Consider the following 24,597-nt stretch of genomic DNA (forward strand, 5'->3'; position numbering starts at 1 on the left):
GAATAGCGGGATGACTGATGCCCGCTCCTCCCTGATCATCTTCAGCCCCTCCGGCATCGTGCCGGCGGCTGCCCCGGTCCGCAAGGCCGCCAAACGGCTCGCCGCTTTGGGCTTCGATGCCCAGGTGGACGAATCGGCTTTGCTCAAGCACCAGCGCTTTGCCGGTGAAGATGAGGTGAGGCTGGCTGCCATCCACCGTGTGGCTCAAACCGCGCCTGACGTGGCACTGGCCACACGCGGTGGCTATGGCCTGAGTCGGCTGCTGGATCGGATCGACTGGTCACTCATCGCCAGGAGCGTGGAGCGCGGCACCTCCTGGGTTGGCTACAGCGATGTCACGGCGTTGCAATTGGGCGCCCTGGCACACAAGGCCACAGGCCCGGCCAAGGTGGAAGAGGGTGTGACCGCCGGCTTCTGGGCGGGCCCAATGGCCTGTGACGACTTTGGTCGCGCGGACAGCCCGGAAGGTGGCGACGACGTCACCCAGGATTGCTTCGTTGAAGCCATGACGGGCGAGCTGGAAGCCGTGGGCTTTCGCGCCGAGGCCGGTCACGACGGGCTGGAGGTGTCCGGACGCTTGTGGGGCGGTAACCTGGCCATCTTGCAGGCGCTCTTGGGTACGCCTCACTTCCCGAAGATCAAGGGGGGCGTGCTGTTCCTGGAGGATGTCAACGAGCACCCTTACCGGATCGAGCGGGCGCTGCTGCAATTGCATCAGGCCGGCGTGCTCGAACAGCAAAAGGCGATTGTGCTGGGCGCGTTCACCGAATACCGCAAATCGCCCCTGGACCGTGGCTACAACCTCAAGACGGTCATCCAGTATTTGCGCACGCAGATCAAGACACCCATCCTGACGGGGCTGCCTTTCGGGCACGTGCCGGTCAAGCTGACGCTGCCGCTGGGCCGTCAGGTCAACCTGGTGGTGCAAGGGCGCGACGCTTTTGTGATGTGGTGATCCTACCGGGCTACGTGGGCGCCAAGGCAGGACACAATAGGTGCCCATGCACATCTTGCTGACCAGTCTTGCCCAACGCCTCAAAGCCGGTACAAGTCGGGGCGCCAGCCTGAGGCAAATGTGGCGCCTGATGCATCTGGTGCTGGCCAGCCTGCTGCTGTCCGTGCTGGTTGGGTGCGACAACAGCCCGCACCCGGACGGCTCGGCTGCGCAGAACACCCTGTATACCGCGTTCAACGAACGTTCGCCTCGGTATCTGGATCCGACCTCGTCCTACAGCAGCAACGAGACGCCTTATACCTACCAGATCTACGAGCCGCTTTACGCTTACCACTACCTCAAGCGGCCCTACACGCTGATCCCACGGGCAGCGCAGGCCGTGGTGGTGCCCCATTACGTGGACAAGCAAGGCCGCGCGCTGCCGGACGACGCGCCAGCCGATCAGATCGCCGAGAGCATCTACGAGATCCGCATCAAGCCGGGCATCCAGTTCGCGCCGCATCCAGCCTTCGCCAAGGATGCGCAGGGCCAGTACCTGTATCACCACCTGAGCAGGCAGGACGTGGGTGACAAGCGCAGCCCCTGGCAGTTCGAGAAGCAAGGCACCCGCGAGCTCGTGGCTGACGACTTTGTCTATGCCATCAAGCGCCACGCCACCACGCGCACTGCCGCACCGGTCTTCGGCACCTTCTCGGAGTACGTGGTGGGCCTGGCCGAGTATGGCAAGCTGATCCGCGCGGAAGACAAAAAGCTGCGAGCCGGCCTGGCACCGTCGGTGCGAGACAAGCCTTTCCTGGATTTCCGCAAGTGGCCACTGGCTGGCGCCCGGGCCGTGGACAAGCACACCCTGCGTATCCGCATCAATGGCAAGTATCCCCAGTGGAAGTACTGGATGGCCATGACCTTCCTGGCGCCCATCCCCTGGGAGGCTGATGCCTTCTACGCGCAGCCCGGCATGGCCGATCACGGCTTGTCGCTCAACACCTGGCCCGTGGGCACAGGCCCCTACATGATGGCCGAGTACGTGCAGGACCGTCGCCATGTGCTCAAGCGCAACCCGAACTACCGCGGCGAGCCCTATCCTTGCGAAGGCACGGCGCAAGACAAAACCGAGAGCCGCCTGGCCGATTGCGGCAAGCCCACGCCTTTCATCGACACCATCGTCTTCAACATCGAAAAAGAATCCGTCCCGCAGGACACCAAGTTCCGCCAGGGCTATCTGGACATTCCCGAGTTCGACCAGATGAGCTATGGGAACGCCTACAAGATTCAGATGGAGGATTCGCCCTCCTTCAACAAGGAGTTCCTGGACAAGGGCATCGTGCTGTCGCGCAATGTGGACCTGTCGAGCAAATACATGGGCTTCAACTGGCTGGATCCGGTGGTGGGGCAGGGCGACACACCCGAGCAAAAGCTGAAGAACCGCAAGCTGCGCCAGGCCTTGTCGATCGCCATCGACTGGGATGAGTACAACCGCATCTTTCCCAAGGCCGCGGGTGAGGTGGCGCAGGGGCCCTTGCCTGGTGGCGTGTTCGGCTCGCGTCATGGCACGCCTCAAGGCCTCAACCCGGTGACACACAAGGTGGTCAACGGCGCGATCGTGCGCCGGCCGATCGAGGATGCGAAAAAGCTGCTGGCAGAAGCCGGCTACCCGGATGGCCGCGACGCGCGCTCGGGCAAACCGCTGGTGCTCAACTATGACTACGGTGCGCCCGCCACGCCTGAGGCCAAGGCCACGCTGGACTGGACCACCAAGCAGTTCGCCAAGCTGGGCATTCAGCTTGAGATTCGTGCCACCGACTACAACCAGTTCCAGGACAAGGTCCGCCGGGGCAAGCACCAGATCTTCAGTTGGGGCTGGCTGGCCGACTACCCGGATGCCGAGAACTTCCTCTTCCTGCTTTATGGGCCGGGCGCGAAATCCGTGCATGACGGCGAAAACGCCGCCAACTACCAGAGCCCCGAATACGACAAGCTCTACGCGCGGCTGCGCTTCATGGACGATGGCCCGGCCAAACAGGCTGTGATCGACCAGATGGTGCGCATTCTGCAAGAAGATGCGCCCTGGTCCTGGGGCTACTTCCCTTATGCCTCGGGCGCCTATCATCGCTGGGTCCACAACGGCAAGCCCAGCATCATGGTGCGCGACCAGGCGCAGTACTACAGGCTGGACACGGCAGATCGCGCGCGCAGCCTGCGCGAATGGAACAAGCCGTTCTACCTGCCGCTCGTGTTGCTGGTGGTGCTCCTGACCGCCATGGGCTGGTGGGCGGCCCGCATGGTGAGGGCGCGCGACATGCAGACGGCCTTGCCGGCTGATCCTTCCACATCCTTGAGCAGGGGCCGCTGATGCTGCAATACATCCTGCGCCGCCTGGGCTACGGCTTCCTCATCCTGATCGGTGTCAACCTGATCACCTTCGTGCTGTTCTTCACCGTCAACACGCCGGATGACATGGCGCGGCTGAACATTGGCGGCAAGCGCGTCACGCCAGATCAGATCGAAAAGTGGAAGGTCGAGCGCGGCTACGACAAGCCCATGCTGTTCAATCCACAGGCTGAAGGTGCGAGCAAGCTCACCGACACCGTGTTCTGGGACCGATCCATTTCCCTGTTCCGGTTCGAGTTTGGCCGGGCAGACAACGCCAGTGGTGGCGACATCGGCTACCAGATCCGCCAGCGCATGGGCGTGAGCCTGCAACTCACCGTGCCCTTATTCGTGATGGGCCTGCTGGCCAGCGTCATTTTTGCCTTGTGGCTGGTGATGTTCAGAGGCACGCCCATCGATTTCTGGGGCGTGGTGCTGTGCGTGTTCATGATGTCGATCTCCAGCCTGATCTACATCATCGCGGGGCAGTTCATGTTCTCGCGCATGGCCAAACTGGCGCCCATCTCGGGCTATGCCAACGGGCTGGACGCCGTGCGCTTCCTGGTGCTGCCGATCTGTCTGATGCTGGTGGCCAGCCTGGCAGGTCAGGCTCGCTTTTTCCGTACCTTGTTCCTGGAAGAGTCTGGCAAGGACTATGTGCGCACCGCCCGGGCCAAGGGCCTGACCGAGGGTCGGGTCCTGAGCCGGCACGTGCTGCGCAACGCCATGCTGCCCATCATCACGAGCGCGGGCGCTTCCCTGCCGGGATTGTTCATGGGTGGCTTGCTCACCGAGAGCTTCTTTGGCATCCCGGGACTGGGCGCCTACACGATTGACGCCATCGCCAGCCAGGATTTCGCCATCGTTCGCTCGATGGTGTTCCTGGGTTCGGTGTTGTACATCCTCTCCAACATCCTGATCGATGTGGCCTATACCTGGGCCGATCCTCGGGTGCGGATGCAATAAGGCGGGCGCGACATATCATGGGATTCAAGACCGTCATCTTGTGGACCGACGTGGTGCTGTGGCTGATGCTGCTGGGCCTGGTTCAATATGTTCGCGTGGTCAGGCGCGATGAGGCCTTGCGCGCAACCTGGCAGCGCGTGTTCGTCACGCCCGCAGGTATGGCCTCTTCCGTGGTCTTGGCGGCCATGCTGCTGGTGACCCTGGCCGACAGCTTCCACTTTCGCCGCGCGCTGCCCATCGTCAATGGCGGCGCCCAGGCTTACGATACGCGAACCGAGTCGGCGCTGGACTTGGCACTGAGCAAGTTGATCGATGGCCGAGAAAAGAGCTATTCCAGCCCCCTGGCAACGCACGGCTTCACCAAGGAAGCCGTGCCGCCCAAGGCTGGCGCCAAGCCGGTGCTGGATGAGAACGGCCTGCCGGCGCTGCCCAAGCGTGAGTTTCCGCGCCTCAAGCATGGCGGCGCAGGCCTGACGGACACAGACAAGGGCTGGGCGGCCGATGTGGCGCAACGCGTGCTGGCAGGTGCCGCTGGCGGCGCGGGTATCGCGCTGATCCTGTTTGTGGCGCTGCGCTCCCGCATGGGCGATGACAACCCGCTGGCCTGGCGCGCAGCCTGGATGACGGCCAGTTGCCTGGGCTTCCTGCTGGCATGGGGTGTGGCCCTGAGCTGGGGCGATGGCTATCACGTGCTGGGTACGGATCGCACCGGCAATGATGTGCTCTACCTCACCATCAAGAGCATCCGCACGGCCTTCGTGATCGGCAGCCTGGCCACCATTGCCACGATTCCGCTGGCCCTGGTGTTCGGGATCGCGGCGGGGTACTTCAAAGGGTGGATCGATGACGTCATCCAGTACCTGTACACGGTGTTGTCGTCGGTGCCGAACATCCTGCTCATTGCCGCTTGCGTGCTGATGATGCAGGTGTTCATCGACAAGCACCCTGAGCTGTTCGAAACCGGCCTGGAGCGCGCCGATCTGAAGATCTTCCTGCTGTGCGTGATCCTGGGGCTCACGGGCTGGGCCGGCTTGTGCCGCCTGCTGCGCGCCGAGACGCTCAAGCTGCGCGAGCTGGAGTACGTGCAGGCAGCCACTGCGTTTGGCGCGAGCCCCTGGCGCATCATGCGCCGCCACATCCTGCCCAATGTGATGCACCTGGTGCTGATCACCACGGTCATCGAGTTTTCCAGCCTGATCCTGTATGAGGCCGTGTTGTCCTATGTGGGTATCGGCGTTGATCCGTCGATGAACAGCTTTGGCGGGATGATCAACCAGGCGCGTGTCGAGATGTCGCGCGATCCCGTGGTGTGGTGGTCGTTTGCGTCGGCTTTTGTGTTCATGGTGGGCATCGTGCTGTCGGCCAATCTGTTTGCCGATGCGGTGCGGGATGCCTTTGATCCGCGTGCCCGCGTTGCCCGTCCTGTCAAACGCCTGGCGGCGGCAAGCTGAGGAGCCCGACCATGTTGCAACTGCAAGATCTGCAAGTGGTGCTGGAGGCCGATGCCGGCCTGGTCAAGGCGCTCGATGGCGTGAGTCTGACGCTGCAGCGTGGCGAAACCTTTGCCCTGGTGGGTGAATCGGGCTGCGGCAAGAGCATGACGGCCCTGGCCATCATGCGCCTGTTGCCCGATAACGGCCGTGTGATGCGTGGCCGTGTGGCCTTGAGCAACAAGGTGCCCGATGCCAAGCCCAACGAGTTGCTGGCTCTGCCCGAGTCCAGCATGCGCCGCATCCGTGGTGGCCGTGTCGGCATCATCTTCCAGGAGCCTGCGACCAGCCTGAACCCCGTCATGCGCGTGGGTGATCAGATCGTCGAGGCTATCGAGGCGCACACGAATCTGCGCGGGGTACATGCTCGCAACAAGGCCATCAGCTGGCTCAAGCGCGTGGGCATTCCCGAGCCCGAGCGCCGCATCGACAGCTATCCCTTCGAGATGAGCGGTGGCCAGAAGCAGCGCGTGATGATCGCGATGACGCTGGCGGCCGAGCCGGACTTCCTGATCGCGGACGAGCCCACCACGGCACTGGATGTGACCATTCAGAAGCAGGTGCTGGACTTGCTCAAGGCGCTGCAAAGCGAGCGACAGCTGGGCTTGTTGCTGATCACGCACGATCTGGCTGTGGTGGCCGACATGGCGCACCGAGTAGCCCTGATGTACGCCGGGCAGATCATCGAAGAAGCGCCGGCCGAGGTGTTCTTCAAGCGGCCTCGCCATCCCTATGCGCGCAGCCTGTTGCAGGCGCTGCCGGATGGCGTGCTGCGTGGCCAGAAGCTGGCGGCGATTGCCGGTACGGTGCCGCCACTGTGGCAAACCTTCACCGCATGCCGCTTCGAGCCTCGCTGTGAGCGTGCGCAGGCGCAGTGCCGTGCGCAGGCGCCCAAGCTGGAGCGTCTGGGGCAGCAATCGGTGCGGTGCTTTTTCCCCGTCACATCGGCGCAGGCTGCAAAGTCAACAGGCGCAGCCTTGTCTGCCGACACCCCGGCAAGTCCGTCTTCGTTCATCGCAGCGTCGAGCTCGACACCCTTGCTGGACGTGCGCGGGTTGAACGTGCGCTTTACCTCTGGTGGCGGCTTGTTCCGCCAGCCTCATGTCGTGCAGGCGGTGTCCGACGTGTCTTTCCAGGTGCATGCCGGGCAGACCTTGGCACTGGTGGGGGAGTCCGGTTGCGGCAAGACCACGACCGGGCGCGCCATCGTGCAGTTGCTGCGCGGGCAGCCTCAGATTCAGGTGGCAGGCGAGGCCTGGCTGGATGCGGGTGCAGCCAGTGGTGCCGGTCGGCTCGATTTGTTTGCCATGCAGTCGGCGGCCTTGTTGAACGCCCGCCGCTCCGTGCAGATGGTGTTCCAGGATCCGTTTGCCTCGCTCAACCCACGCATGCGCGTTCAGGACATCCTGCAAGAGGGGCTGCTGATCCTGCGCCCGGACTGGTCGCAGGATCAGCGCATGGCGCGCGTGCGTGAACTGGTCGAGCGTGTGGGCTTGCGGGCGGATGCGCTCAATCGCTTCCCGCATGAATTTTCAGGTGGGCAGCGCCAGCGCCTGGCCATTGCCCGTGCACTGGCGGTCGAGCCTCGCGTGCTGGTGTGCGACGAGCCCACCTCTGCGCTGGATGTGTCGGTGCAGGCGCAGATCCTCAACCTGTTGAGGGAGTTGCAGCAACAACTGGGCCTGGGCATGCTGTTCATCACGCACAACATGGGCGTGGTCGCCTATCTGGCCGATCGCGTGGCAGTGATGAAGGCCGGGCGGGTGGTGGAGCAGGGCGATGCGCAGGCCGTGTTCGAATCGCCTCAGGACGAGTACACCCGCACCTTGCTGGCTGCAGTGCCCAAGCGGCCGGTGTGATGCAGGCCTAAAGCGTTAGGGCGCGCCCTCAAATGCCCATCTTGCCGAGCGTGTCCATCACGTCGCGCAGTGTGCTGGCCAGATAGGGGTGCTCGGTGGCAAAGCGTGCCTCTATCTGCTGGGCACGGTCTTCCAGCGTGGTGTCATCTGCTTCACGCGCCAAGGGGCTGCCTTGCGCGAGCACTTTCTGGATGTCCTGATCCAATGTCTGCAACTGCAGCTTGAGTTGTTCGTCAACAGGCTGACCAGACTCCAGTTCAGTCTGCAACTTCTTCAACAGCGATGCCAACTCTTGTTTGTCCATGTGGTGTTCTCCAGTTCACGCCTTGATTGTGCCAAGCGAAGGCTGTCGCGCCTAGGCCATGACAGCATCATCAACGTGATCCAGATCATTCACGCACGCAGACGGGTGCTCTGTGGTGAAAACGCGCCGCCGGTGAACTCGCCGCGGTGCAGGTCATACATCTGACGCACCCATTGCAGCGCCTTGCGATCACGCCAGGGCTTGATGGCATCGACCATGCTGGCCGCAAACTGCGGGTCGCCATACACCGGGTGCTGGGCGGGGCAGGCGATGGGGGCGAGCAAGGCAGCGGCGGTGATGTCGGCGGCGGAGAAGCGGTTGTTGATCAGATACAGGCGGCCATCCGCCAGTTGGGTATCGAGCCAGTTGATTTCCCTTGTGATGCGCTGCAGCGCCAGTTCGGCACGCTTGGGGGTGATGCTCAGTTTGCGGCGGAACGCCCAGCGCACGAAGGGGTAGGCCACACGCAGGAACGTGGCCTGGCCGGGGCTGGCGTGGTCGGTCCACAGTCGCAGGATGTGCTCGTCGGCCTTGCCGAAGCTGTTGGCGTACAGAAAGCGGGCCACGTCCTTGCCAATGGCGTCAAAGCGTTGTTCGACCTCGCGCACGGCTTGACGGTTGGGGGAAGGCAAGACGTCCAGTGGGCCGTAGTTGTCGATCAGCCAGTCCAGGATGCGGGGGCTGTTCTGGATGGCCTTGCTTGGTGTATGCAGGATGGGCAGGGTGGTTTGCCCGCGCTTGCCCATGCGCAAGGCGGGCAGCATGTGGAACACCGGCGTCATGCAGACTTCACGATACGGAATGTGGCAGTGATCCAGCGTCCAGCGGATCTTCTCGCTGTAGTGGGACATGGCAAACGTATAGAGCGTGAGGCCGCTGGGAATATTGGTTTTCATGGGAGACGCTGGCAAAGTGACTTGCTCCCATTTTGTTGAAATGCCAACTTCAATAGAATTGGCGTTATGGACATCTTTGATGCTGATATAGCCAAATCGCCAGCAGTCTCTCCCACGTCAGTGGGGCGGCGCTTGCATCGTGTCGGCGTGCTGGTCTGCGAAGAAGCCAGTCTGGCCAGCCTGGGCTTGCTCATGGACGTGTTCCGCATGGGCAACCAGTTGTCTGGGCCGCACCGGTTCGAGCTGACGCGTGTGAGCGACACCGGCCTGCCCGTGCATCATGCCGATGGTGAACTCAGGGTGGAGGGCGATGCTTCGCTGCTCAAAGGCATGGACCTGGTTGTTGTGCCGTCCATGTGGACCATGGGGCCTCGTGCGGTCGAGCGTCACCCGGTGCTGGTGGCGGCCTTGCGTGATCTGCCTGAGCCGGTGCTGGTGGTGACCATGTGTTCGGGGGCTTATCTTCTGGCGGCCACGGGGCGCCTGGCGGACAAAAGCGTCACCACGCACTGGATGCTGGCGGACGGCTTGCAGGCGCGTTACCCGGATGTGCATGTGCAGGCTGGCGAGAACCTTGTCCAACAAGGTGGCCTGATCTGTTCCGGCGGCTCCTTGGCTGGCGTGGATGCCTGCCTGCATGCCGTGCAACTGCTGACCGATCGGCGCACCGCCAAAGATCTGGCGGGTCTGCTGGTCACGGACATGAGCCGAGGGCCTCAGTCCAGGTTCATGCCCTCGCTGGGCATGCGTCGCCATGCGGATCGCGAGATCAAGCTGGTGCAGGATCGCCTGGAGGCGCAGTGTGATCAGGCCTTTTCGCTGAACGACCTGGCGGGTTTCATCCACGTGAGTGTGAGAACCTTGCAGCGCCGTTTTCTGGCGGCCACGGGTATGACGCCGGTTCAGTATCTGCAGGCTGTGCGCATCGAGCGCAGCAAGGATTTGCTGGAGTCTGAGCGCCTGCCCGTGCCAGACATCGCGGCACGCGTCGGCTACCAGGACCGTGTGGCCTTTGGTCGCCTGTTCAAGAAGATGGTGGGCATGACCCCGGCGGCCTACAGGCAGAAGTACCAGTGAGGTACCTCTGCCACGGGCTTCAACTGATCGAAGGTGATCAGAGTGCTTCGCTGCTGCCAGCCATCACGTGGCTGAAGCCGCCATCCACGTAGGTGATTTCGGCGGTGACGCCTGCAGCCAGGTCGGACAGCATGAAGGCGGCGACGTTGCCGACGTCCTCAATCGTCACGTTGCGGCGCAGCGGCGCGTTTTCTTCCACCACGCTCAGGATCTTGCTGAAGCCCTTGATGCCGGCAGCTGCCAGCGTCTTGATCGGGCCTGCCGAGATGCCGTTGACGCGGATGCCCTTGGGGCCCAGGCTGGCGGCCGTGTAGCGCACGCTGGCTTCCAGCGAGGCCTTGGCCAGACCCATGGTGTTGTATGCCGGCACAATGCGCTCCGAGCCCAGATAGGACAGGGTCAGCAGGGCGGCGCGCTCGTTCAGGTAAGGCAGGGCCGCCTTGGCCATGGCCGGGAAGCTGTAAGCCGAGATGTCGTGCGCAATGCGAAACGATTCGCGCGACAGGCCTTCCAGGAAGTCGCCGGCAATGGCTTCGCGAGGTGCAAAACCGATCGAGTGCACGAAGCCATCGATCTTGGGCCAGGTCTTGGCCAGATCCGCGAACATGGCGTCGATCTGCTCGTCGCTGCCGACGTCGCAATCGAAGATCAATTCAGAGTCGAATTCCTTGGCGAACTCGGTGATCCGGTCCTTGAAACGTTCACCAACGTAGCTGAATGCCAGTTCGGCGCCTTCGCGTTTGCAGGCTTTGGCGATCCCGTAGGCGATCGAGCGGTTGGAAAGCAGGCCGGTGATCAGCAGGCGTTTGCCGGCGAGAAATCCCATGAGGTCTCCATTTTGGGTACTGAACCAGCCACGGATTTTGGCATGGCAATGTGGGTAAAAGAGAATTTGTGCCCAATCTCTTGATCGAGCTCGTTCCTCAGGCTAAAATGCGGGATTCGCTGCTTTTGCGGAAAGACTGGCTTTGAGCTCTCGCAATCCTCGTTCAATGTGTTCGGGGGCTGCTAGCAGGTTTATTGGGCAGGGCTGAAAGCAGCACGTCTCGTGTTTGTCACGAATGGGCGGGTCTTCCGGCCCATTTTTTTTGCTCGATTGTTTTTTAAGCGCTGATTGAAACGCTGATAGGACTGGATGACAGGGTTGATGACCTCGTGGCTCAAAGTTGTTGAAACCACCGTGACCGGCCTCGGTTACGAGATTGTGGACTGCGAACGCAGTTCGCAGGGTTTGCTGCGTGTGTACATCGATCGTCTGCCTGAAGGTGTCTACGACTTGCCTGGTGATGTGGTCACCGTGGACGATTGCGAGAAGGTCACGCGTCAGTTGCAGTATGCGCTGGAAACAATCGATGCCGATTACGCCCGTCTGGAAGTGTCCTCGCCTGGCGTGGATCGCCCGCTGATCACGCCGGCGCACTTCGCGCGTTTCGTGGGTGAAGAAGTCGCGATCAGCCTGAAGGTTCCTTTCCAGGGGCGCAAAAAATACAGCGGCATCCTGTGTCAGTCGCAAGATGCCGATCCTGCCGCCATCGAAGCGGGTCAGGCCTGGGGCCTGGTGCTGAAGTCGCCGGACGCGGACAAACCTTTGTCCAAGACGGCTGCCAAGAAGCTGGCGAAGGATCTGGCCAAGGGCATTGCCCCTGCGCCGCAGGAAGTGGATGAAGTGTTGGGTTTCACGCTCGATGAAATTCGCGAGGCACGCCTTGTGCCTGAGGTGGTTTTCAAAGGGCGTAGTGGTCGGGCGGCAACCCCGGCTGCTGGTGATGTTGCCGTAGATGAGGCGCAAGAACTCGGAGGTCAGAAGAAATGAATCGCGAATTGCTGATGTTGGTGGACGCTATTTCTCGCGAAAAGAGCGTGGACCGTGATGTGGTGTTTGGTGCGGTGGAATCCGCTCTGGCGTCCGCTACCAAGAAGCTGTACCAAGGTGAAGTCGATATTCGCGTGTCGATTGACCGTGAGAGCGGCGTGTACGAGACCTTCCGTCGTTGGCACGTGGTGCCCAACGAGGCTGGCCTGCAGCTACCTGACGCTGAAATCCTGTTGTTCGAAGCTCAGGAGCAGATTCCTGACATCGAAGTCGATGACTACATCGAAGAGGGCATTGAATCCGTGCCCATCGGCCGTATCGGTGCGCAGGCTGCCAAGCAAGTCATCCTGCAGAAGATCCGTGATGCCGAGCGCGAGCAATTGCTCAACGATTTCCTGTCGCGCGGCGAGAAGGTCTTCGTCGGTACCGTCAAGCGTCTGGACAAGGGCGACATCATCGTCGAGTCGGGCCGCGTTGAAGGCCGCCTGAAGCGCACGGAAATGATCCCGAAGGAAAACCTGCGCTCCGGCGACCGCGTTCGTGCCTACATGCTGGGTATCGATTCGCTGGCCCGGGGCCCGCAAATCATGCTGTCGCGCTCTGCGCCTGACTTCATGATCGAACTGTTCCGCCAGGAAGTGCCCGAAATCGAGCAAGGCCTGCTGGAGATCAAGAGCTGCGCCCGTGATGCCGGTTCGCGTGCCAAGATCGCCGTGCTGTCGCATGACAAGCGCGTGGACCCGATCGGCACCTGCGTGGGCGTGCGTGGTTCGCGCGTCACCGCCGTGACCAACGAACTCGCCGGCGAGCGTGTGGACATCGTGCTGTGGTCGGAAGACCCCGCACAGTTCGTGATTGGCGCATTGGCACCTGCCAATGTGCAATCCATTTTTGTTGACGAAGAACAGCACGCCATGGACGTGGTGGTTGACGAGGAAAACCTCGCCATCGCCATCGGTCGTGGTGGTCAGAACGTGCGCCTGGCGTCCGACCTGACCGGCTGGCGCATCAACATCATGACGGCCGAGGAATCGGCCCAGAAACAGGCTGTCGAGACCGACTCCATCCGCAAGATCTTCGTTGACAAGCTCGACGTGGACGAGGAAGTCGCCGATATCCTGATCGCAGAAGGGTTCACCAGCCTGGAAGAAGTGGCCTACGTGCCGCTGCAGGAAATGCTGGAAATCGAATCGTTTGACGAAGACACGGTCAATGAGCTGCGCACCCGCGCCAAAGATGCTTTGCTGACCATGGAAATCGCCAAGGAAGAAGAAGTCGAGACTTTGTCGGAAAATCTCAAGGGTCTGGAAGGTTTGACTCCTGAGTTGATCGCGAAGCTGGCTGAAGCTGGAATCCACACCCGTGACGACCTGGCCGATCTGGCCGTGGACGAGCTCACTGAAATCACCGCCGTGTCTGATGAACAAGCACGTGCCCTGATTCTCAAGGCCCGTGAACACTGGTTTGCCTGATCGCCCCCAGCTCCAAACACTCGACTCATTTGCAAGCAAGCTCATCAAGGATTAACACAATGGCCGTGACCACCGTCGCACAATTCGCCGCGGAGCTGAATCGCCCGGCTGCGACACTGCTGGATCAGCTGCATTCTGCTGGCGTGCCCAAAGGCGCACCGGAAGATGTGCTCACGGAAGCCGATAAGGAGCGTCTGCTGGATCACCTGCGCAGCGCCCACGGCTCCGCAGGCGCAGATCGCAAGAAGATCACCCTGACCCGCAAGTCGACCACCGAAATCAAGCAAGCCGATGCCTCTGGCAAGGCGCGCACCATCCAGGTGGAAGTCAAGAAGAAGCGCGTTTTCGTCAAGCGTGATGACGCTACTGGCGGCGACGAAGCCGTCAATGCCGCACAAGCTGCCCAGGAAGAAGCCGAACTGGCTCGCCGGGAAGAAGAAGCGCGCGCTCAGGCTGAAGCGCTTCGTGTGCAGGAAGAACAACTGGCCGAAGCCCGTCGCCTGCGTGAAGAGCAGGAGCGCCGCGAACGTGACGAAGCAGAAGCGCGTGCTCGTGCTGCTGCCGAACAGGCTGCGCGTGATCTGGCCGAGCGTGAACTGGCTGCCAAGAAGGGCGGCAAGGCCGCTGTGGCAGCCAAGACTGCCGAGCAGGATGCCGCTGAACGCGAAGCCGCTGCCGCACGCCGTGCCGCCGCGCTCGAAGCCGGCCGCGCTGAAGCCGCTGCCTTGACGGCTGCCGCACAACGTGGCTCGCGTAGTGGTCAAGCGAAGGCTGCTGCCGAGAAGGCTGCGGCTGAAGAGGCCAAGGTTGCCAGCGCTGTGGAAGAGGCCAAGGTTCAGGAAGCCGTTGCGCAAGCTGCTGCGCCTGCACCAGCCCCTGCGCCGGCCGTGGCGCCCACCATGCCGCTGCCTGTCGCTGATGCACCAAAGCCCACCGCCGTGCGTGTGGTGAAGGCTGCAGATATCGAAGCTGAAGAAAAGCAAAAGGCTGCTGATCTGGCCAATCGCCGCAAGGCCGCGGAAGCTGAAGCTGCCGCCATCCGCGCGATGATGAATGCACCCAAGAAGGTGCTCACTGCCAAGAAGCCAGAAGAACCCAAGCCTGCCGAAGCGGCCATCAAGGGCACGATTCACAAGCCCAAGGGCGCGCCTGGCGCTGCTGCTCCTGCAGCTGGTGCTGGTGCCAAGCCTGGCGACAAGAAGTCGGTCAAGTCCGAAAAGCTGTCGTCGAGCTGGGCCAATGACGACAAGAAGCGCGGCGGACCTACGCCGGCCAAGGGCCGCACCGATGCAGGTGCTGGTGCGAACCGTGGTGGCTGGAAGGCCCCTGGTGGTGGCCGTGGCGGCCGTCGTGGTGACCGAGGCGATCGTGGTGACAACCAGTCCAACTTCGTGGCACCGACCGAGCCGCAAATCCTGGAAGTCCACATTCCCGAGACCATCTCCGTGGCCGACCTGGCTCACAAGATGTCGGTGAAGGCTTCCGAGCTCATCAAGCAGATGATGAAGCTGGGTCAGATGGTCACCATCAACCAGCAGCTGGACCAGGAAACCGCCATGATTCTGGTGGAAGAAATGGGCCACAAGGCGTTTGCCGCCAAGCTGGACGATCCTGATGCCTTCCTGGAAGAAGAACACGAAGATCAAACGGCAGAGTCGCTGCCACGTGCGCCTGTCGTGACCGTCATGGGTCACGTCGACCACGGCAAGACCTCGCTGCTGGACTACATCCGTACGACCCGCGTGGCCTCTGGCGAAGCCGGTGGCATCACGCAGCACATCGGTGCGTACCACGTGGACACGCCTCGCGGCATGATCACCTTCCTCGACACCCCGGGTCACGAAGCCTTCACGGCCATGCGTGCTCGCGGTGCCAAGGCAACCGACCTGGTGATTCTGGTGGTGGCGGCCGATGACGGCGTCATGCCCCAGACCAAGGAAGCCATCCACCACGCCAAGGCTGCGGGTGTGCCCATCGTTGTGGCGATCAACAAGATCGACAAGCCTGGTGCCAACCTCGACCGCGTGAAGCAAGAGCTGGTTGCCGAAGAAGTCGTGCCTGAAGAATACGGCGGTGATTCACCCTTCGTGCCGGTGTCGGCCAAGGTGGGTACCGGTATCGACGATCTGCTGGAGCAAGTGCTGCTGCAGGCCGAAGTGCTGGAACTGAAGGCCCCGGCTGCCTCCATGGCCAAGGGCCTGGTGATCGAAGCCCGTCTGGACAAGGGCCGCGGCCCTGTGGCCACCGTGCTGGTGCAGTCCGGTACGCTCAAGCGTGGCGACGTGGTTCTGGCTGGTTCCAGCTATGGCCGTGTCCGCGCCATGCTCGACGAAAATGGCAAGAACGCCACCGAAGCCGGTCCTTCCATTCCCGTGGAAATCCAGGGCCTCACCGAGGTGCCGGGCGCTGGCGACGAGTTCATGGTGCTGAGCGACGAACGCCGTGCCCGTGAAATCGCCACCTTCCGTCAAGGCAAGTACCGTGACGTCAAGCTGGCCAAGCAACAGGCCGCCAAGCTGGAAAACATGTTCGAGAACATGGGTCAGGGCGATGTCCAGACCCTGGGCCTGATCATCAAGGCCGACGTGCAAGGTTCGCAGGAAGCCCTGGCTACCTCGCTGCTCAAGCTGTCGACGCCCGAAGTCAAGGTTCAGATCGTGCACGCCGCCGTCGGTGGCATCAGCGAGTCGGACGTCAACCTCAGCATTGCCTCGAAGGCCGTCATCATCGGCTTCAACACCCGTGCTGACGCCGGTGCGCGCAAGCTGGCCGAGAACAACGGCGTGGACATCCGCTACTACAACATCATTTACGACGCTGTGGATGATGTGAAGGCAGCGATGGGCGGCATGCTGGCACCCGAACAACGTGAAGAAGTCATCGGTTCTGCCGAGATTCGTCAGGTGTTCATCGCCTCCAAGATTGGTACGATCGCAGGTTGTATGGTCACCAACGGCGTGGTCCGCCGCAGCGCTCGTCTGCGACTGCTGCGCGAAAACGTGGTCATCTACACCGGCGAGCTGGAAGGTCTCAAGCGCTTCAAGGACGACGTCAAGGAAGTGCGCGAAGGTTTCGAGTGTGGTCTCAATATCAAGGGCTACAACGACATCAAGGAAGGCGACGTCCTCGAGTTCTTCGAAATCAAGGAAGTGGCCCGTACGCTGTAAACAAACGCACAGGCTACCCCCCCGAACAACCCCGCCTGAACCCAGGCGGGGTTTGTGCTTGAAGGGATGCCACTGCGCCGACAGCAGGAATTCACCATGCGCCATAAACGTTCTACCCCCAACCGCAGCTTGCGCGTCAACGATCAGATCCAGCGGGATGTGGCCGAGTTGATCCGTGACCTGAAAGACCCGCGCATCGGCAGCATGGTGACGATCACCAATGTGGAAGTGACGCCGGATTACGCCCACGCCAAGATCGGTTTTTCTCTCCTGGTGGGAGACCCTGTCGAGTGCGAAAAGGGCCTCAACGAAGCGGCCGGCTACATCCGCAATGGTTTGTTCAAGCGCCTGCAGATCCATACCGTTCCTACCTTGCACTTCCACTTTGACCGCACCACCGAGCGTGCGCTGGAGTTGAGCGCACTGATCAACCGCGCCGTGGCCGACAAGGCCAAGGATGCAGATGAGCAAGCCGCAGCGTCAGAGGGCAAAGACGGAGGCGAACAGCCTTGAACAAGCCCGTGCGTCAACCGCGTCGCCAACTGCATGGCGTCATCCTGCTTGACAAGCCTCTGGGCCTGTCGAGCAACGATGCATTGCAGAAGGTGCGCCGCTTGATGCGCGCTGAAAAGGCGGGTCATACCGGCACGCTGGACCCGCTGGCGACCGGTTTGTTGCCGCTGTGCTTTGGTGCAGCCACCAAGTTTTCTCAGGTGTCCCTGGACGCCGACAAGCGCTACACCGCCACGCTGAAGCTCGGGCAGACCACGACGACGGGTGATGCCGAAGGCGAGATCCTGCAGACTCGCCCGGTGACGGCCGAGCAGGTGAACGCAAGCCGCATCGCCGAGGCCTGCGAGGCCTTCACCGGCCCCATCTCGCAGATCCCACCCATGCACTCGGCGCTGAAGCATCAGGGCCGTGCGCTGTATGAATATGCCCGCGAAGGCATCGAGATCGAGCGCCCCGCCCGTGACGTGACCATTCATGCGATTGACATCGTCAGCTGGCAAGGTGACGAGTTGGTGCTGGATGTTCGCTGCAGCAAGGGCACGTATATCCGTACGCTGGCCCAGGATATCGGCGAACATTTAGGCTGCGGTGCGCACCTGATCGGCTTGCGCCGTACAGGCAGCGGCGGCGTGAGCCTGCAAGGCGCGGTGACGCTGGATGCCATGCTGGCCATGTCCGAGCAAGAGCGTGACGCGCACTTGCAGCCGGCCGATGTTTTGTTGAATGATTGGGCCGATGTGCTGTTGTCCGAGTCGGAGGCCGCGCGCTTTCTGACCGGCCTGCGTCGTCGGACGCATCTGGCGGACGCGGCCCAAGTGCGTGTCTACGGTCCTGTGCCTGGCCAAGGCAAGGGCGAAGGCCGCGTCTTGCTGGGCAGCGCCCACATCAAGGCCGGTGAATTGATCCCGACGCGTCTGCTGAGTCCAACTGAAGTACAAGGCCTGCTTGAAGTGCAGGCCGCGGTTCAGGCGACAGTGCAGACGCAAACCGAAACCGCTGACGCCGCCGCGCTACGTCAGCCCGACCCTGTTCTTTGATTTCAGACCAGTGAGCTTCCTATGAGTACTCAAATCCGCAATATTGCGATCATCGCCCACGTTGACCATGGCAAAACGACCATGGTTGACCAATTGCTGCGTCAAAGCGGTACCTTTGCCGACCACGAAAAGGTCGTCGATACCGTGATGGACAACAACGCCATCGAACGCGAACGCGGTATCACCATCCTGGCGAAGAACTGCGCCGTGAGCTGGGAAGGCACGCACATCAACATCGTCGACACCCCGGGCCACGCGGACTTCGGCGGTGAAGTCGAGCGCGCGCTGTCCATGGTGGACGGTGTGGTGTTGCTGATCGACGCGCAAGAAGGCCCGATGCCTCAGACGCGCTTCGTGACCAAGAAGGCACTGGCCCTGGGTCTGAAGCCCATCGTCGTGGTCAACAAGGTGGACAAGCCCGGTGCCAAGCCTGACGCCGTCGTGAACGCCGCTTTCGACCTGTTCGACAAGTTGGGTGCCACCGACGAGCAGCTGGACTTCCCCGTGGTGTACGCATCGGGCATCAACGGCTGGACCTCGCTGGAAGAAGGCGCACCTGGTGAGAAGTGGGGCAACGACATGTCGGCCCTGTTCAACACCGTGCTCAAGCACGTGCCTGCCCAGACGGGTGACCCTGCTGCCCCACTGCAACTGCAGATTTCGGCACTGGACTTCTCGACCTTCGTCGGTCGCATCGGCGTGGGCCGCATCAGCCAAGGCACGGCCAAGCCCGGCCAGGACGTGGTCGTGATGGAAGGCCCTGAGGGCAAGCCCATCAAGGGTCGCATCAACCAGGTGCTGACTTTCCAGGGGCTGGATCGCGTGCAAGTGACCGAAGCCGGTCCTGGCAACATCGTGCTGATCAACGGTATCGAAGACGTCAACATCGGCGTGACCGTGACCGACCCGATCAACCCGGCTCCGCTGCCCATGCTGAAGGTGGACGAGCCCACGCTGACCATGAACTTCTGCGTGAACAACTCGCCTCTGGCCGGTCGTGAAGGCAAGTACGTGACCAGCCGTCAGATCTGGGACCGTCTGCAGAAAGAGCTGCAACACAACGTGGCCCTGCGCGTGAAGGAAACCGACGAAGACGGTATCTTCGAAGTGTGCGGTCGCGGCGAACTGCACCTGACCATCTTGCTGGAAAACATGCGCCGCGAAGGCTATGAACTGGCCGTGTCCAAGCCCCGCGTGATGTTCAAGGACATCAACGGCGAGAAGTGCGAGCCAATGGAGCTGGTCACTGCCGACGTGGAAGAAATCCACCAAGGTGGCGTGATGCAGGCGCTGGGTCTGCGCAAGGGCGATCTGGTCAACATGGAGCCGGACGGTCATGGCCGCGTGCGCCTGGAATACCGCATTCCTGCTCGTGGCCTGATCGGCTTCAGCAACGAATTCATGAACCTGACGCGTGGTTCTGGCCTGATCTCGTCGATCTTCGACGGCTATGAGCCGCACAAGGGTGAAATCGGTGGCCGCAAGAACGGCGTGCTGATCTCCATGGACGACGGTGAAATCTTCACCTACGCCCTGGGCAAGCTGGACGACCGTGGCCGCATGTTCGTGAAGCCGAACGACCCCGTGTACGAAGGCATGATCGTCGGCATCCACAGCCGCGACAACGACCTGGTGGTCAACGCCACGCGAACCAAGCAGCTGACCAACTTCCGCGTGTCCGGCAAGGAAGACGCGATCAAGATCACGCCTCCGATCGACCTGACGCTGGAATACGGCGTGGACTTCATCGATGACGACGAGTTGGTCGAAATCACGCCCAAGTCGATCCGTGTGCGCAAGCGCCACCTGAAGGAACACGATCGCAAGCGTGCTTCGCGCGAAGCTTGAAGCTGATTCACGTGCAGGCCCGAACGGGCTAGTACGATACGAGGGCTGCACCTGCAAGGGTGCGGCCCTTTTTTCATGTGGAGTGAAGTTGATGGAAAGCTTGGTTCTGACAGAGGTGATCGGTGGCCTGGGCGTGATCACGCTCAATCGCCCCAAGGCCCTCAATGCCTTGTCGCTGGAGATGGTGCGTGAACTGCACAATGTGCTGGCTGGCTGGCGCACCGACGAGGCCGTGCTGGGCGTGTTGCTCAAGGGCGCGGGCCGGCTGGACGAGCACGGCAAGCCTCATGGCGCCGTGCATTTTTGCGCGGGCGGTGACATCCGTTTCATCCACCAGGCAGCGGTAACGGGGGACTTGAGCCTCGACGACTTCTTCACCGAAGAGTATGCGCTGGATCACCTCATCCACACCTATCCCAAGCCATTCGTGGCCTGGATGGAGGGCATCACCATGGGTGGGGGCATGGGCCTGGCGCAGGGGGCGACGTGGCGCGTGGCCACGGAGTCCATTCGCATGGCGATGCCAGAGACGCGAATTGGCTTGTTTCCGGACGTGGCGGGTGGCTACTTTCTGTCGCGTTGTGCGGGCGCGATCGGCGAGTACCTGGGTGTGGTTGGCCCCCATCTGCACGTGACGGACGCCTTGACGCTGGGGCTGGCCGACGCGCACGCCCAGGCGGCCAGCTTGCCGGATTTGCTGGCATCGTTCAGGCAGATGCGCGCAACGTCTGCGGATGATTTGTTGAGTCGGGTGAAAGCTCATGTGGAGGCCCATGGGCTGCCAACCTTGCCGGAGGCGACAGTGACCGTGCATGCCGATCAGATCAACCGGCATTTCAGTCTGCACACCATGCCGGAGATCGAAGCATCGCTCCAGCGCGACGACAGCGAGTGGGCTCAGGGTGTCTTGCGCCAGATGGCGGGGCATTCGCCTTTGATGATGTGCGTCACGCTGGAGCAGATCCGCCGTGCACGCTCCATGAGTCTGGCCGATGTCTTTCGCATGGAGCGCGGGATGGTCCGCCAGTGTTTCGCCTTGCGCAAGGGGCGCGATAGCGAGACGGCTGAAGGCGTACGCGCCCTAGTGATTGACAAGGATCAGCAGCCCAAATGGAGGGCAAGCAGCCTGTCTGAGGTGTCACCCGCGTCGGTGGAGGTCTTTTTTGAGTCTCCCTGGCCTTTGCGATCACACCCGCTGAGGGATTTGTGACGCGCGGATTGGGGATGCCTGGCCGGTTCAGGACCGGATCCAGGCAAGGCAGGCCGAATGCGGCACGGCCAAGGGCAGGTGAGCAAGGTCAAGCCACTCGACGAGGCCGCCTTCTGGTCTGTGCCATTGCCCTCGCGCCGGTGTGGGCGCCAGCCCCAGTTCCACCTGGTCAGGCGGTGTGATCAGGCCGGTTCCAACAGCCTTCAGGCAGGCTTCCTTGCGTGTCCAGGCGGTGTAGAGCACGCTTGCCTGGTCAGCTGGTGTGGTGGCGCGCCATGTGCGCAGTTCAGCCTGACTGAACACGCTTTCAGCCAGATCTTGCATGTGGGGCCACGGCTTGTGCATTTCGAGGTCGACACCGATCTCCCAGTGGGGGTGCAGTGCGATCAGGGCCCAGTTGTCGCTGTGGGTCAGATTGAAGTGAAGTGCTGGCGACGCCGTCATCAGCGTGGGTTTGCCGTTTGCGCGTGTCGTCATGGGCACGTCGCGAGGCGCGCACAGGCAAGCCGGGGCCAGCAGGACACGTAAGGCCGCGTGTGCTGCCATGTACCGATGCGCATCGACAGCGCGCGCAAAACGTGCGGCACGTTGTTTGTCTTCGTCGCTCAGGCAGGCCCTGGTGGCAGCGCTGACTTCGTCATCCATGTCGGGTAGTTCGACCAGATGGAGTTGGCAGTCCTCCTGAAAGCGGCTCGACAAGGTCTGTTGTGCCGCAGCATGGACATCCCAGGTCACGATTTCAAGCGGAAATACAAGCCGCTGTAGGCATCGAAGAAATCTTCGGCGAAGCCCAGTGAGTGGAAGGTGCGCTCTGGAACCTCCCAGGCATCGACCAGTTCATAGCCCAGTTGTTCGACAGACTGGACGAACGCGGCTCTGTTGAAAACTTTGTGTGGCACGAAGGAACCGAAGCCGATGTTCTGTGTGGACACAAAGCCCGGGGCTTGGGTCAGTGGCAGTTTGTTGAGCAGAATGTGGCGGGGTTTGTGTACAGCGCGTGCCAGCAGTGCAGGCAGGTCGTAGGCTTCGATGAACTCCAGCACGCCGGCTGCCATCCAGATCTCGCTGTCGAGCCATCCTGATGGCCAGTCATCGGAGAAGGTCAGCGCCTGCGCGCCACGTTGGCTGGCCAGTTCCCGGCCTTGCGGGATGAATGCCGACAACTCATGGACACGCCACTGGATGCCCTCGGGATAGCGAAGGTACTGCTGGTAGGCGTAGTACTGATTGCCAATCGATCCACCGATGTCCAGGACCGAACTGGCACCACTGGCAAAGGCTTCGCGCAGCCAGAAGATCACAGGATAGTCAAATGCCCAGATGCGCTTGGATCGTTCATCGACGTATTCTTGCGTGAATTTGTCGTGGCTGAACTCCGGCGACGCGGGCAACCAGGCTCGCGCCTCGGCAAAGGACTCGAAATGCCCGCAGTGATAGCCACGTCCGCCAGGACCCAGGTACCTGCGGATAGCGCGCTTGCGCAACAAGGTGCGGATCAGAGGCAGTCGTTTGATGTGGGCCAGTTGCATGGTTGATCACGCTGCGAGCGGCAGAGTCGGGATTGAAGAATAAGATACACCGGGGGCGCGCGGCGAGATGCTGCGGTTTGGGTATGAAACGCAAAGCGAAGACATCATGAAGAAGGTTTGGGTGCTGACCGCGGCACTGTTGGGGCTGGGCTTGGCCTTGTTCATTTTACTGTCCGTGGACGAACGTCTTCAGCGGTGGCGCCACGTGCCGACACACACGAATGCGGTGCCATTTGGGGTACTGGGCGATTCTGACAGCCACGCCTACCACGATGAGTTCAGCTTCGGGCACCGCCCCGAGGCTCGTGGTGGCGCCTTGAGGCAGCGTACATGGCAATGGACGGAGGTGCTGGGGCACCTGCGCAGTGAGCAGCTGGATCCTGGGCCATGGGGGCAATGGGGTACGCGGTACCGGCGCCTGTCGGTGCTGCGCGACGCCGTGGGGCAGGATGGACGTTTTCTCCGCAAAGAGGACTACCTCTACAACCAGGCCTATTCTGGCGCGGTCTGCGCCAACCTCAATGTGGCGCCGCACGATCAGGTTGGTCGTCTGTTGACCACCATGGCGCGAGAGTCTGGGCGTTGGCAGCGTGGCGTGGTGGTGATCCGCATGGGGACCAACGATTTTGGCAGGCAGGAAAGCCTGGACGCCTTGTCTCGCGATCCGCTGGACCCCCAAGTCGTCGGCTCGATCGATGCGTGTCTGGGCCATATCGGGCAGGCAGTGGCGCGCTTGCATGCGGTCTACCCGGGCTTGCGTATCGTGTTGGTGGGCATCTTCAACAACGCGGAGTGGGAGAAGTTCCATCATCTTTGGCGTTCTCCTCAGGCCCAGTCCCGGATTCATCAGGGGCTGGCGCGTTTCGATGATGGCTTGAAGGCGCTTGCGCTAGGCAAGTCGGGGGTGGCCGTGTTTGATGACCAGGCCTGGTTTGCCGGGCTTTGGGGTTCGCGCCGTGCGACCGGGCAACCGGCCTATCGGAACGTGCGATTCGGCGAGCGCTTCGAGGTGCGCAATACCGGTGGGGATGAGCCGATGAACGCGACGCTGGCAGACGGCCACGCCGGATCGGTCTGGAATGCCCTGTGGGCCCAGGCGATGGTGGCGCTCCTGGTGGAGCGGTTCGGCGTGCCGGTGCCGCCTTTGCAGACCCAGGAACTGGTGCAGTTTGTGGATCCGGACGGGCGATTCGGCATGCGTTGACGTGCGGCAGGCTGATCAGCCGGCGTAGCCCCTCATCTTGAGGTAGCGGTGCCACATGCGGGATTTGATGGCGTCCTTGAAGTCCGACTGGCCGATGCCTGAGGGGCTCAGTCCCACGCGGCCCAGTTGCTTGCGCAGCACATGGTTGAACGACAGCGCATCTTTCCAGCGAACGCTCTCGTCCGTGTTGAAAATGATCGACATCGAGATGGACACGTCGTCTGGCCCGTTGCGCACGTGGTGTCCTGCAATGAAGGGGATGTGCAGCGCCTCCCCCGGGCTGAACTCGAATGGGGTCGCGAAGGCGTCACGTTCGATCGTCCAGGGCAGCTTGGTGTTTTCTCGGACCACATAGGCTTCCCTGTTGGGCTGTGACACCAGTCGGTCATCCCAGGGCAGACCCACGGTGACCGTCTTGCTGCCACGGAACTGCATCAGGAAGGTGGAGTAGCGGTCTATGTGAAAGGGCGTGACGCTGTTGGGCGAGGCGATGAAAAGATAGAGTTGTGCGTCAATAGGCCGTTTTCCGACGCCGCGCAAGGCCATCAATGCAGCGACCTCGGCACACAGCGCCTTGTACAGGTCAGCAAAGGAGGGATCGACCTCTGGCGAGCGGACCATGATGTAGGAGTCGGTGGTCCGGATGGATTCGATGGTCTCTTCCAGCGTGCGTTCCTTGGGCTTCTTGCGGAAGGTGGACTCGAAGTCTGCCCCGACATCCAGCAAGCCCTTGGAATACATGACCTGCTGTTGAGGCAAGGTGGGCAGAACGCGTGAGAGGTTCTCCAGTGACAGCGCGGGGTGCCCCAGCAGTTTGTGGTGGAACTTGAACGGCTGTCTGTCCAGCAGTTCGCTCTTGATGTCGTCGGCAAAGCAGGGCGTCATGATGG

The 24,597-nt window shown here is 61.9% G+C and carries 20 protein-coding genes; 14 read left to right on the forward strand and 6 right to left on the reverse strand.

Annotated features, from left to right (window positions below; all coding sequences use genetic code 11):
• The first annotated feature begins 10 nt into the window (after positions 1-10).
• The 5 genes from HY836_RS01305 to HY836_RS01325 all read left to right on the forward strand — a co-directional run bounded on the left by HY836_RS01305 (position 11) and on the right by HY836_RS01325 (position 7,637).
• Entirely contained in the window at positions 11-955 is a 945-nt protein-coding gene (locus HY836_RS01305) for an LD-carboxypeptidase (protein ID WP_290672722.1), read from the forward strand.
• A 109-nt stretch (positions 956-1,064) separates the two neighbouring features.
• Positions 1,065-3,305, forward strand: a complete 2,241-nt coding sequence (locus HY836_RS01310; protein WP_290672868.1) for an ABC transporter substrate-binding protein — start codon at positions 1,065-1,067, stop codon at positions 3,303-3,305.
• The gene (locus HY836_RS01315) at positions 3,305-4,288 is read left to right on the forward strand and encodes an ABC transporter permease (protein WP_290672724.1); all 984 of its coding nucleotides are present in this window, start codon (positions 3,305-3,307) and stop codon (positions 4,286-4,288) included. Before HY836_RS01310 ends, HY836_RS01315 begins: the two co-directional genes overlap by 1 nt.
• A 17-nt stretch (positions 4,289-4,305) precedes the next feature.
• Positions 4,306-5,739 (forward strand): ABC transporter permease, encoded by a 1,434-nt coding sequence (locus HY836_RS01320; protein ID WP_290672726.1) that lies wholly within the window; start codon positions 4,306-4,308, stop codon positions 5,737-5,739.
• Between the two features lie 11 nt (positions 5,740-5,750).
• The gene (locus tag HY836_RS01325) at positions 5,751-7,637 is read left to right on the forward strand and encodes an ABC transporter ATP-binding protein (protein WP_290672729.1); all 1,887 of its coding nucleotides are present in this window, start codon (positions 5,751-5,753) and stop codon (positions 7,635-7,637) included.
• 28 nt (positions 7,638-7,665) lie between these two features.
• Here the strand turns inward: HY836_RS01325 and HY836_RS01330 are convergent, their stop codons facing one another.
• Complete coding sequence (locus HY836_RS01330) at positions 7,666-7,941, reverse strand: DUF4404 family protein (protein WP_290672731.1); 276 nt, start codon at positions 7,939-7,941, stop codon at positions 7,666-7,668.
• Between the two features lie 89 nt (positions 7,942-8,030).
• Positions 8,031-8,837, reverse strand: a complete 807-nt coding sequence (locus tag HY836_RS01335) for a glutathione S-transferase (RefSeq protein WP_290672733.1) — start codon at positions 8,835-8,837, stop codon at positions 8,031-8,033.
• 66 nt (positions 8,838-8,903) lie between these two features.
• On the opposite strand from HY836_RS01335, the gene HY836_RS01340 reads away from it, so the two are divergent.
• A complete protein-coding gene (locus HY836_RS01340) occupies positions 8,904-9,914 on the forward strand; it encodes a GlxA family transcriptional regulator (protein ID WP_290672736.1) in 1,011 nt (336 codons plus the stop codon).
• 37 nt (positions 9,915-9,951) lie between these two features.
• On the opposite strand, the gene fabI is transcribed toward HY836_RS01340, so the two are convergent.
• Positions 9,952-10,740, reverse strand: coding sequence for an enoyl-ACP reductase FabI (gene fabI / locus HY836_RS01345; protein WP_290672739.1), 789 nt, complete (start codon positions 10,738-10,740; stop codon positions 9,952-9,954).
• A 321-nt stretch (positions 10,741-11,061) separates the two neighbouring features.
• Here fabI and HY836_RS01350 point away from each other — a divergent pair, with 321 nt between their 5' ends.
• The 7 genes from HY836_RS01350 (at position 11,062) to HY836_RS01380 (ending at position 20,974) form a co-directional block, all read left to right on the forward strand.
• A complete protein-coding gene (locus HY836_RS01350; protein ID WP_290672742.1) occupies positions 11,062-11,727 on the forward strand; it encodes a ribosome maturation factor RimP in 666 nt (221 codons plus the stop codon).
• The gene (gene nusA, locus HY836_RS01355) at positions 11,724-13,199 is read left to right on the forward strand and encodes a transcription termination factor NusA (RefSeq protein ID WP_290672745.1); all 1,476 of its coding nucleotides are present in this window, start codon (positions 11,724-11,726) and stop codon (positions 13,197-13,199) included. Before HY836_RS01350 ends, nusA begins: the two co-directional genes overlap by 4 nt.
• 59 nt (positions 13,200-13,258) lie before the next feature.
• On the forward strand, positions 13,259-16,366 hold the full coding sequence (infB, locus tag HY836_RS01360; protein ID WP_290672748.1) for a translation initiation factor IF-2: 3,108 nt from the start codon (positions 13,259-13,261) through the stop codon (positions 16,364-16,366).
• A gap of 96 nt (positions 16,367-16,462) precedes the next feature.
• Positions 16,463-16,879, forward strand: a complete 417-nt coding sequence (gene rbfA / locus HY836_RS01365) for a 30S ribosome-binding factor RbfA (RefSeq protein WP_290672751.1) — start codon at positions 16,463-16,465, stop codon at positions 16,877-16,879.
• Positions 16,876-17,916 carry a tRNA pseudouridine(55) synthase TruB gene (gene truB, locus HY836_RS01370; protein WP_290672755.1) on the forward strand — a complete coding sequence of 347 codons (1,041 nt, stop codon included), beginning with the start codon at positions 16,876-16,878 and terminating at the stop codon, positions 17,914-17,916. The genes rbfA and truB overlap by 4 nt, the downstream gene beginning before the upstream one ends.
• Before the next feature lie 21 nt (positions 17,917-17,937).
• Positions 17,938-19,764, forward strand: a complete 1,827-nt coding sequence (gene typA, locus HY836_RS01375) for a translational GTPase TypA (protein WP_290672758.1) — start codon at positions 17,938-17,940, stop codon at positions 19,762-19,764.
• 91 nt (positions 19,765-19,855) lie between these two features.
• Positions 19,856-20,974, forward strand: a complete 1,119-nt coding sequence (locus HY836_RS01380; protein WP_367114597.1) for an enoyl-CoA hydratase/isomerase family protein — start codon at positions 19,856-19,858, stop codon at positions 20,972-20,974.
• A gap of 27 nt (positions 20,975-21,001) precedes the next feature.
• On the opposite strand, the gene HY836_RS01385 is transcribed toward HY836_RS01380, so the two are convergent.
• Together HY836_RS01385 and HY836_RS01390 are read right to left on the reverse strand one after the other, a co-directional pair.
• Positions 21,002-21,709, reverse strand: coding sequence for a 4'-phosphopantetheinyl transferase superfamily protein (locus tag HY836_RS01385; RefSeq protein WP_290672764.1), 708 nt, complete (start codon positions 21,707-21,709; stop codon positions 21,002-21,004).
• On the reverse strand, positions 21,706-22,503 hold the full coding sequence (locus HY836_RS01390) for a methyltransferase, TIGR04325 family (protein ID WP_290672767.1): 798 nt from the start codon (positions 22,501-22,503) through the stop codon (positions 21,706-21,708). Before HY836_RS01390 ends, HY836_RS01385 begins: the two co-directional genes overlap by 4 nt.
• Before the next feature lie 106 nt (positions 22,504-22,609).
• Between HY836_RS01390 and HY836_RS01395 the strand changes: the two genes are divergently transcribed.
• Positions 22,610-23,707, forward strand: a complete 1,098-nt coding sequence (locus HY836_RS01395; RefSeq protein ID WP_290672770.1) for an SGNH/GDSL hydrolase family protein — start codon at positions 22,610-22,612, stop codon at positions 23,705-23,707.
• Between the two features lie 15 nt (positions 23,708-23,722).
• On the opposite strand, the gene HY836_RS01400 is transcribed toward HY836_RS01395, so the two are convergent.
• Positions 23,723-24,592, reverse strand: coding sequence for a cupin-like domain-containing protein (locus HY836_RS01400; protein ID WP_290672773.1), 870 nt, complete (start codon positions 24,590-24,592; stop codon positions 23,723-23,725).
• Positions 24,593-24,597: the final 5 nt, after the last annotated feature.

Origin of the sequence: Aquabacterium sp., assembly GCF_016234775.1 — a bacterium.
Taxonomy (GTDB): Bacteria; Pseudomonadota; Gammaproteobacteria; order Burkholderiales; family Burkholderiaceae_C; genus Aquabacterium.

What these genes read in the sequence shown, in the direction of transcription:
- HY836_RS01305 (WP_290672722.1), top strand. Translation starts at nt 11, where the DNA reads ATGACTGATGCCCGCTCCTCCCTGATCATCTTCAGCCCCTCCGGCATC.
- HY836_RS01315 (WP_290672724.1), top strand. Translation starts at nt 3,305, where the DNA reads ATGCTGCAATACATCCTGCGCCGCCTGGGCTACGGCTTCCTCATCCTG.
- HY836_RS01320 (WP_290672726.1), top strand. Translation starts at nt 4,306, where the DNA reads ATGGGATTCAAGACCGTCATCTTGTGGACCGACGTGGTGCTGTGGCTG.
- HY836_RS01325 (WP_290672729.1), top strand. Translation starts at nt 5,751, where the DNA reads ATGTTGCAACTGCAAGATCTGCAAGTGGTGCTGGAGGCCGATGCCGGC.
- HY836_RS01330 (WP_290672731.1), bottom strand. Translation starts at nt 7,941, where the DNA reads ATGGACAAACAAGAGTTGGCATCGCTGTTGAAGAAGTTGCAGACTGAA.
- HY836_RS01335 (WP_290672733.1), bottom strand. Translation starts at nt 8,837, where the DNA reads ATGAAAACCAATATTCCCAGCGGCCTCACGCTCTATACGTTTGCCATG.
- HY836_RS01340 (WP_290672736.1), top strand. Translation starts at nt 8,904, where the DNA reads ATGGACATCTTTGATGCTGATATAGCCAAATCGCCAGCAGTCTCTCCC.
- fabI (WP_290672739.1), bottom strand. Translation starts at nt 10,740, where the DNA reads ATGGGATTTCTCGCCGGCAAACGCCTGCTGATCACCGGCCTGCTTTCC.
- HY836_RS01350 (WP_290672742.1), top strand. Translation starts at nt 11,062, where the DNA reads ATGACCTCGTGGCTCAAAGTTGTTGAAACCACCGTGACCGGCCTCGGT.
- nusA (WP_290672745.1), top strand. Translation starts at nt 11,724, where the DNA reads ATGAATCGCGAATTGCTGATGTTGGTGGACGCTATTTCTCGCGAAAAG.
- infB (WP_290672748.1), top strand. Translation starts at nt 13,259, where the DNA reads ATGGCCGTGACCACCGTCGCACAATTCGCCGCGGAGCTGAATCGCCCG.
- rbfA (WP_290672751.1), top strand. Translation starts at nt 16,463, where the DNA reads ATGCGCCATAAACGTTCTACCCCCAACCGCAGCTTGCGCGTCAACGAT.
- typA (WP_290672758.1), top strand. Translation starts at nt 17,938, where the DNA reads ATGAGTACTCAAATCCGCAATATTGCGATCATCGCCCACGTTGACCAT.
- HY836_RS01380 (WP_367114597.1), top strand. Translation starts at nt 19,856, where the DNA reads ATGGAAAGCTTGGTTCTGACAGAGGTGATCGGTGGCCTGGGCGTGATC.
- HY836_RS01390 (WP_290672767.1), bottom strand. Translation starts at nt 22,503, where the DNA reads ATGCAACTGGCCCACATCAAACGACTGCCTCTGATCCGCACCTTGTTG.
- HY836_RS01395 (WP_290672770.1), top strand. Translation starts at nt 22,610, where the DNA reads ATGAAGAAGGTTTGGGTGCTGACCGCGGCACTGTTGGGGCTGGGCTTG.
- HY836_RS01400 (WP_290672773.1), bottom strand. Translation starts at nt 24,592, where the DNA reads ATGACGCCCTGCTTTGCCGACGACATCAAGAGCGAACTGCTGGACAGA.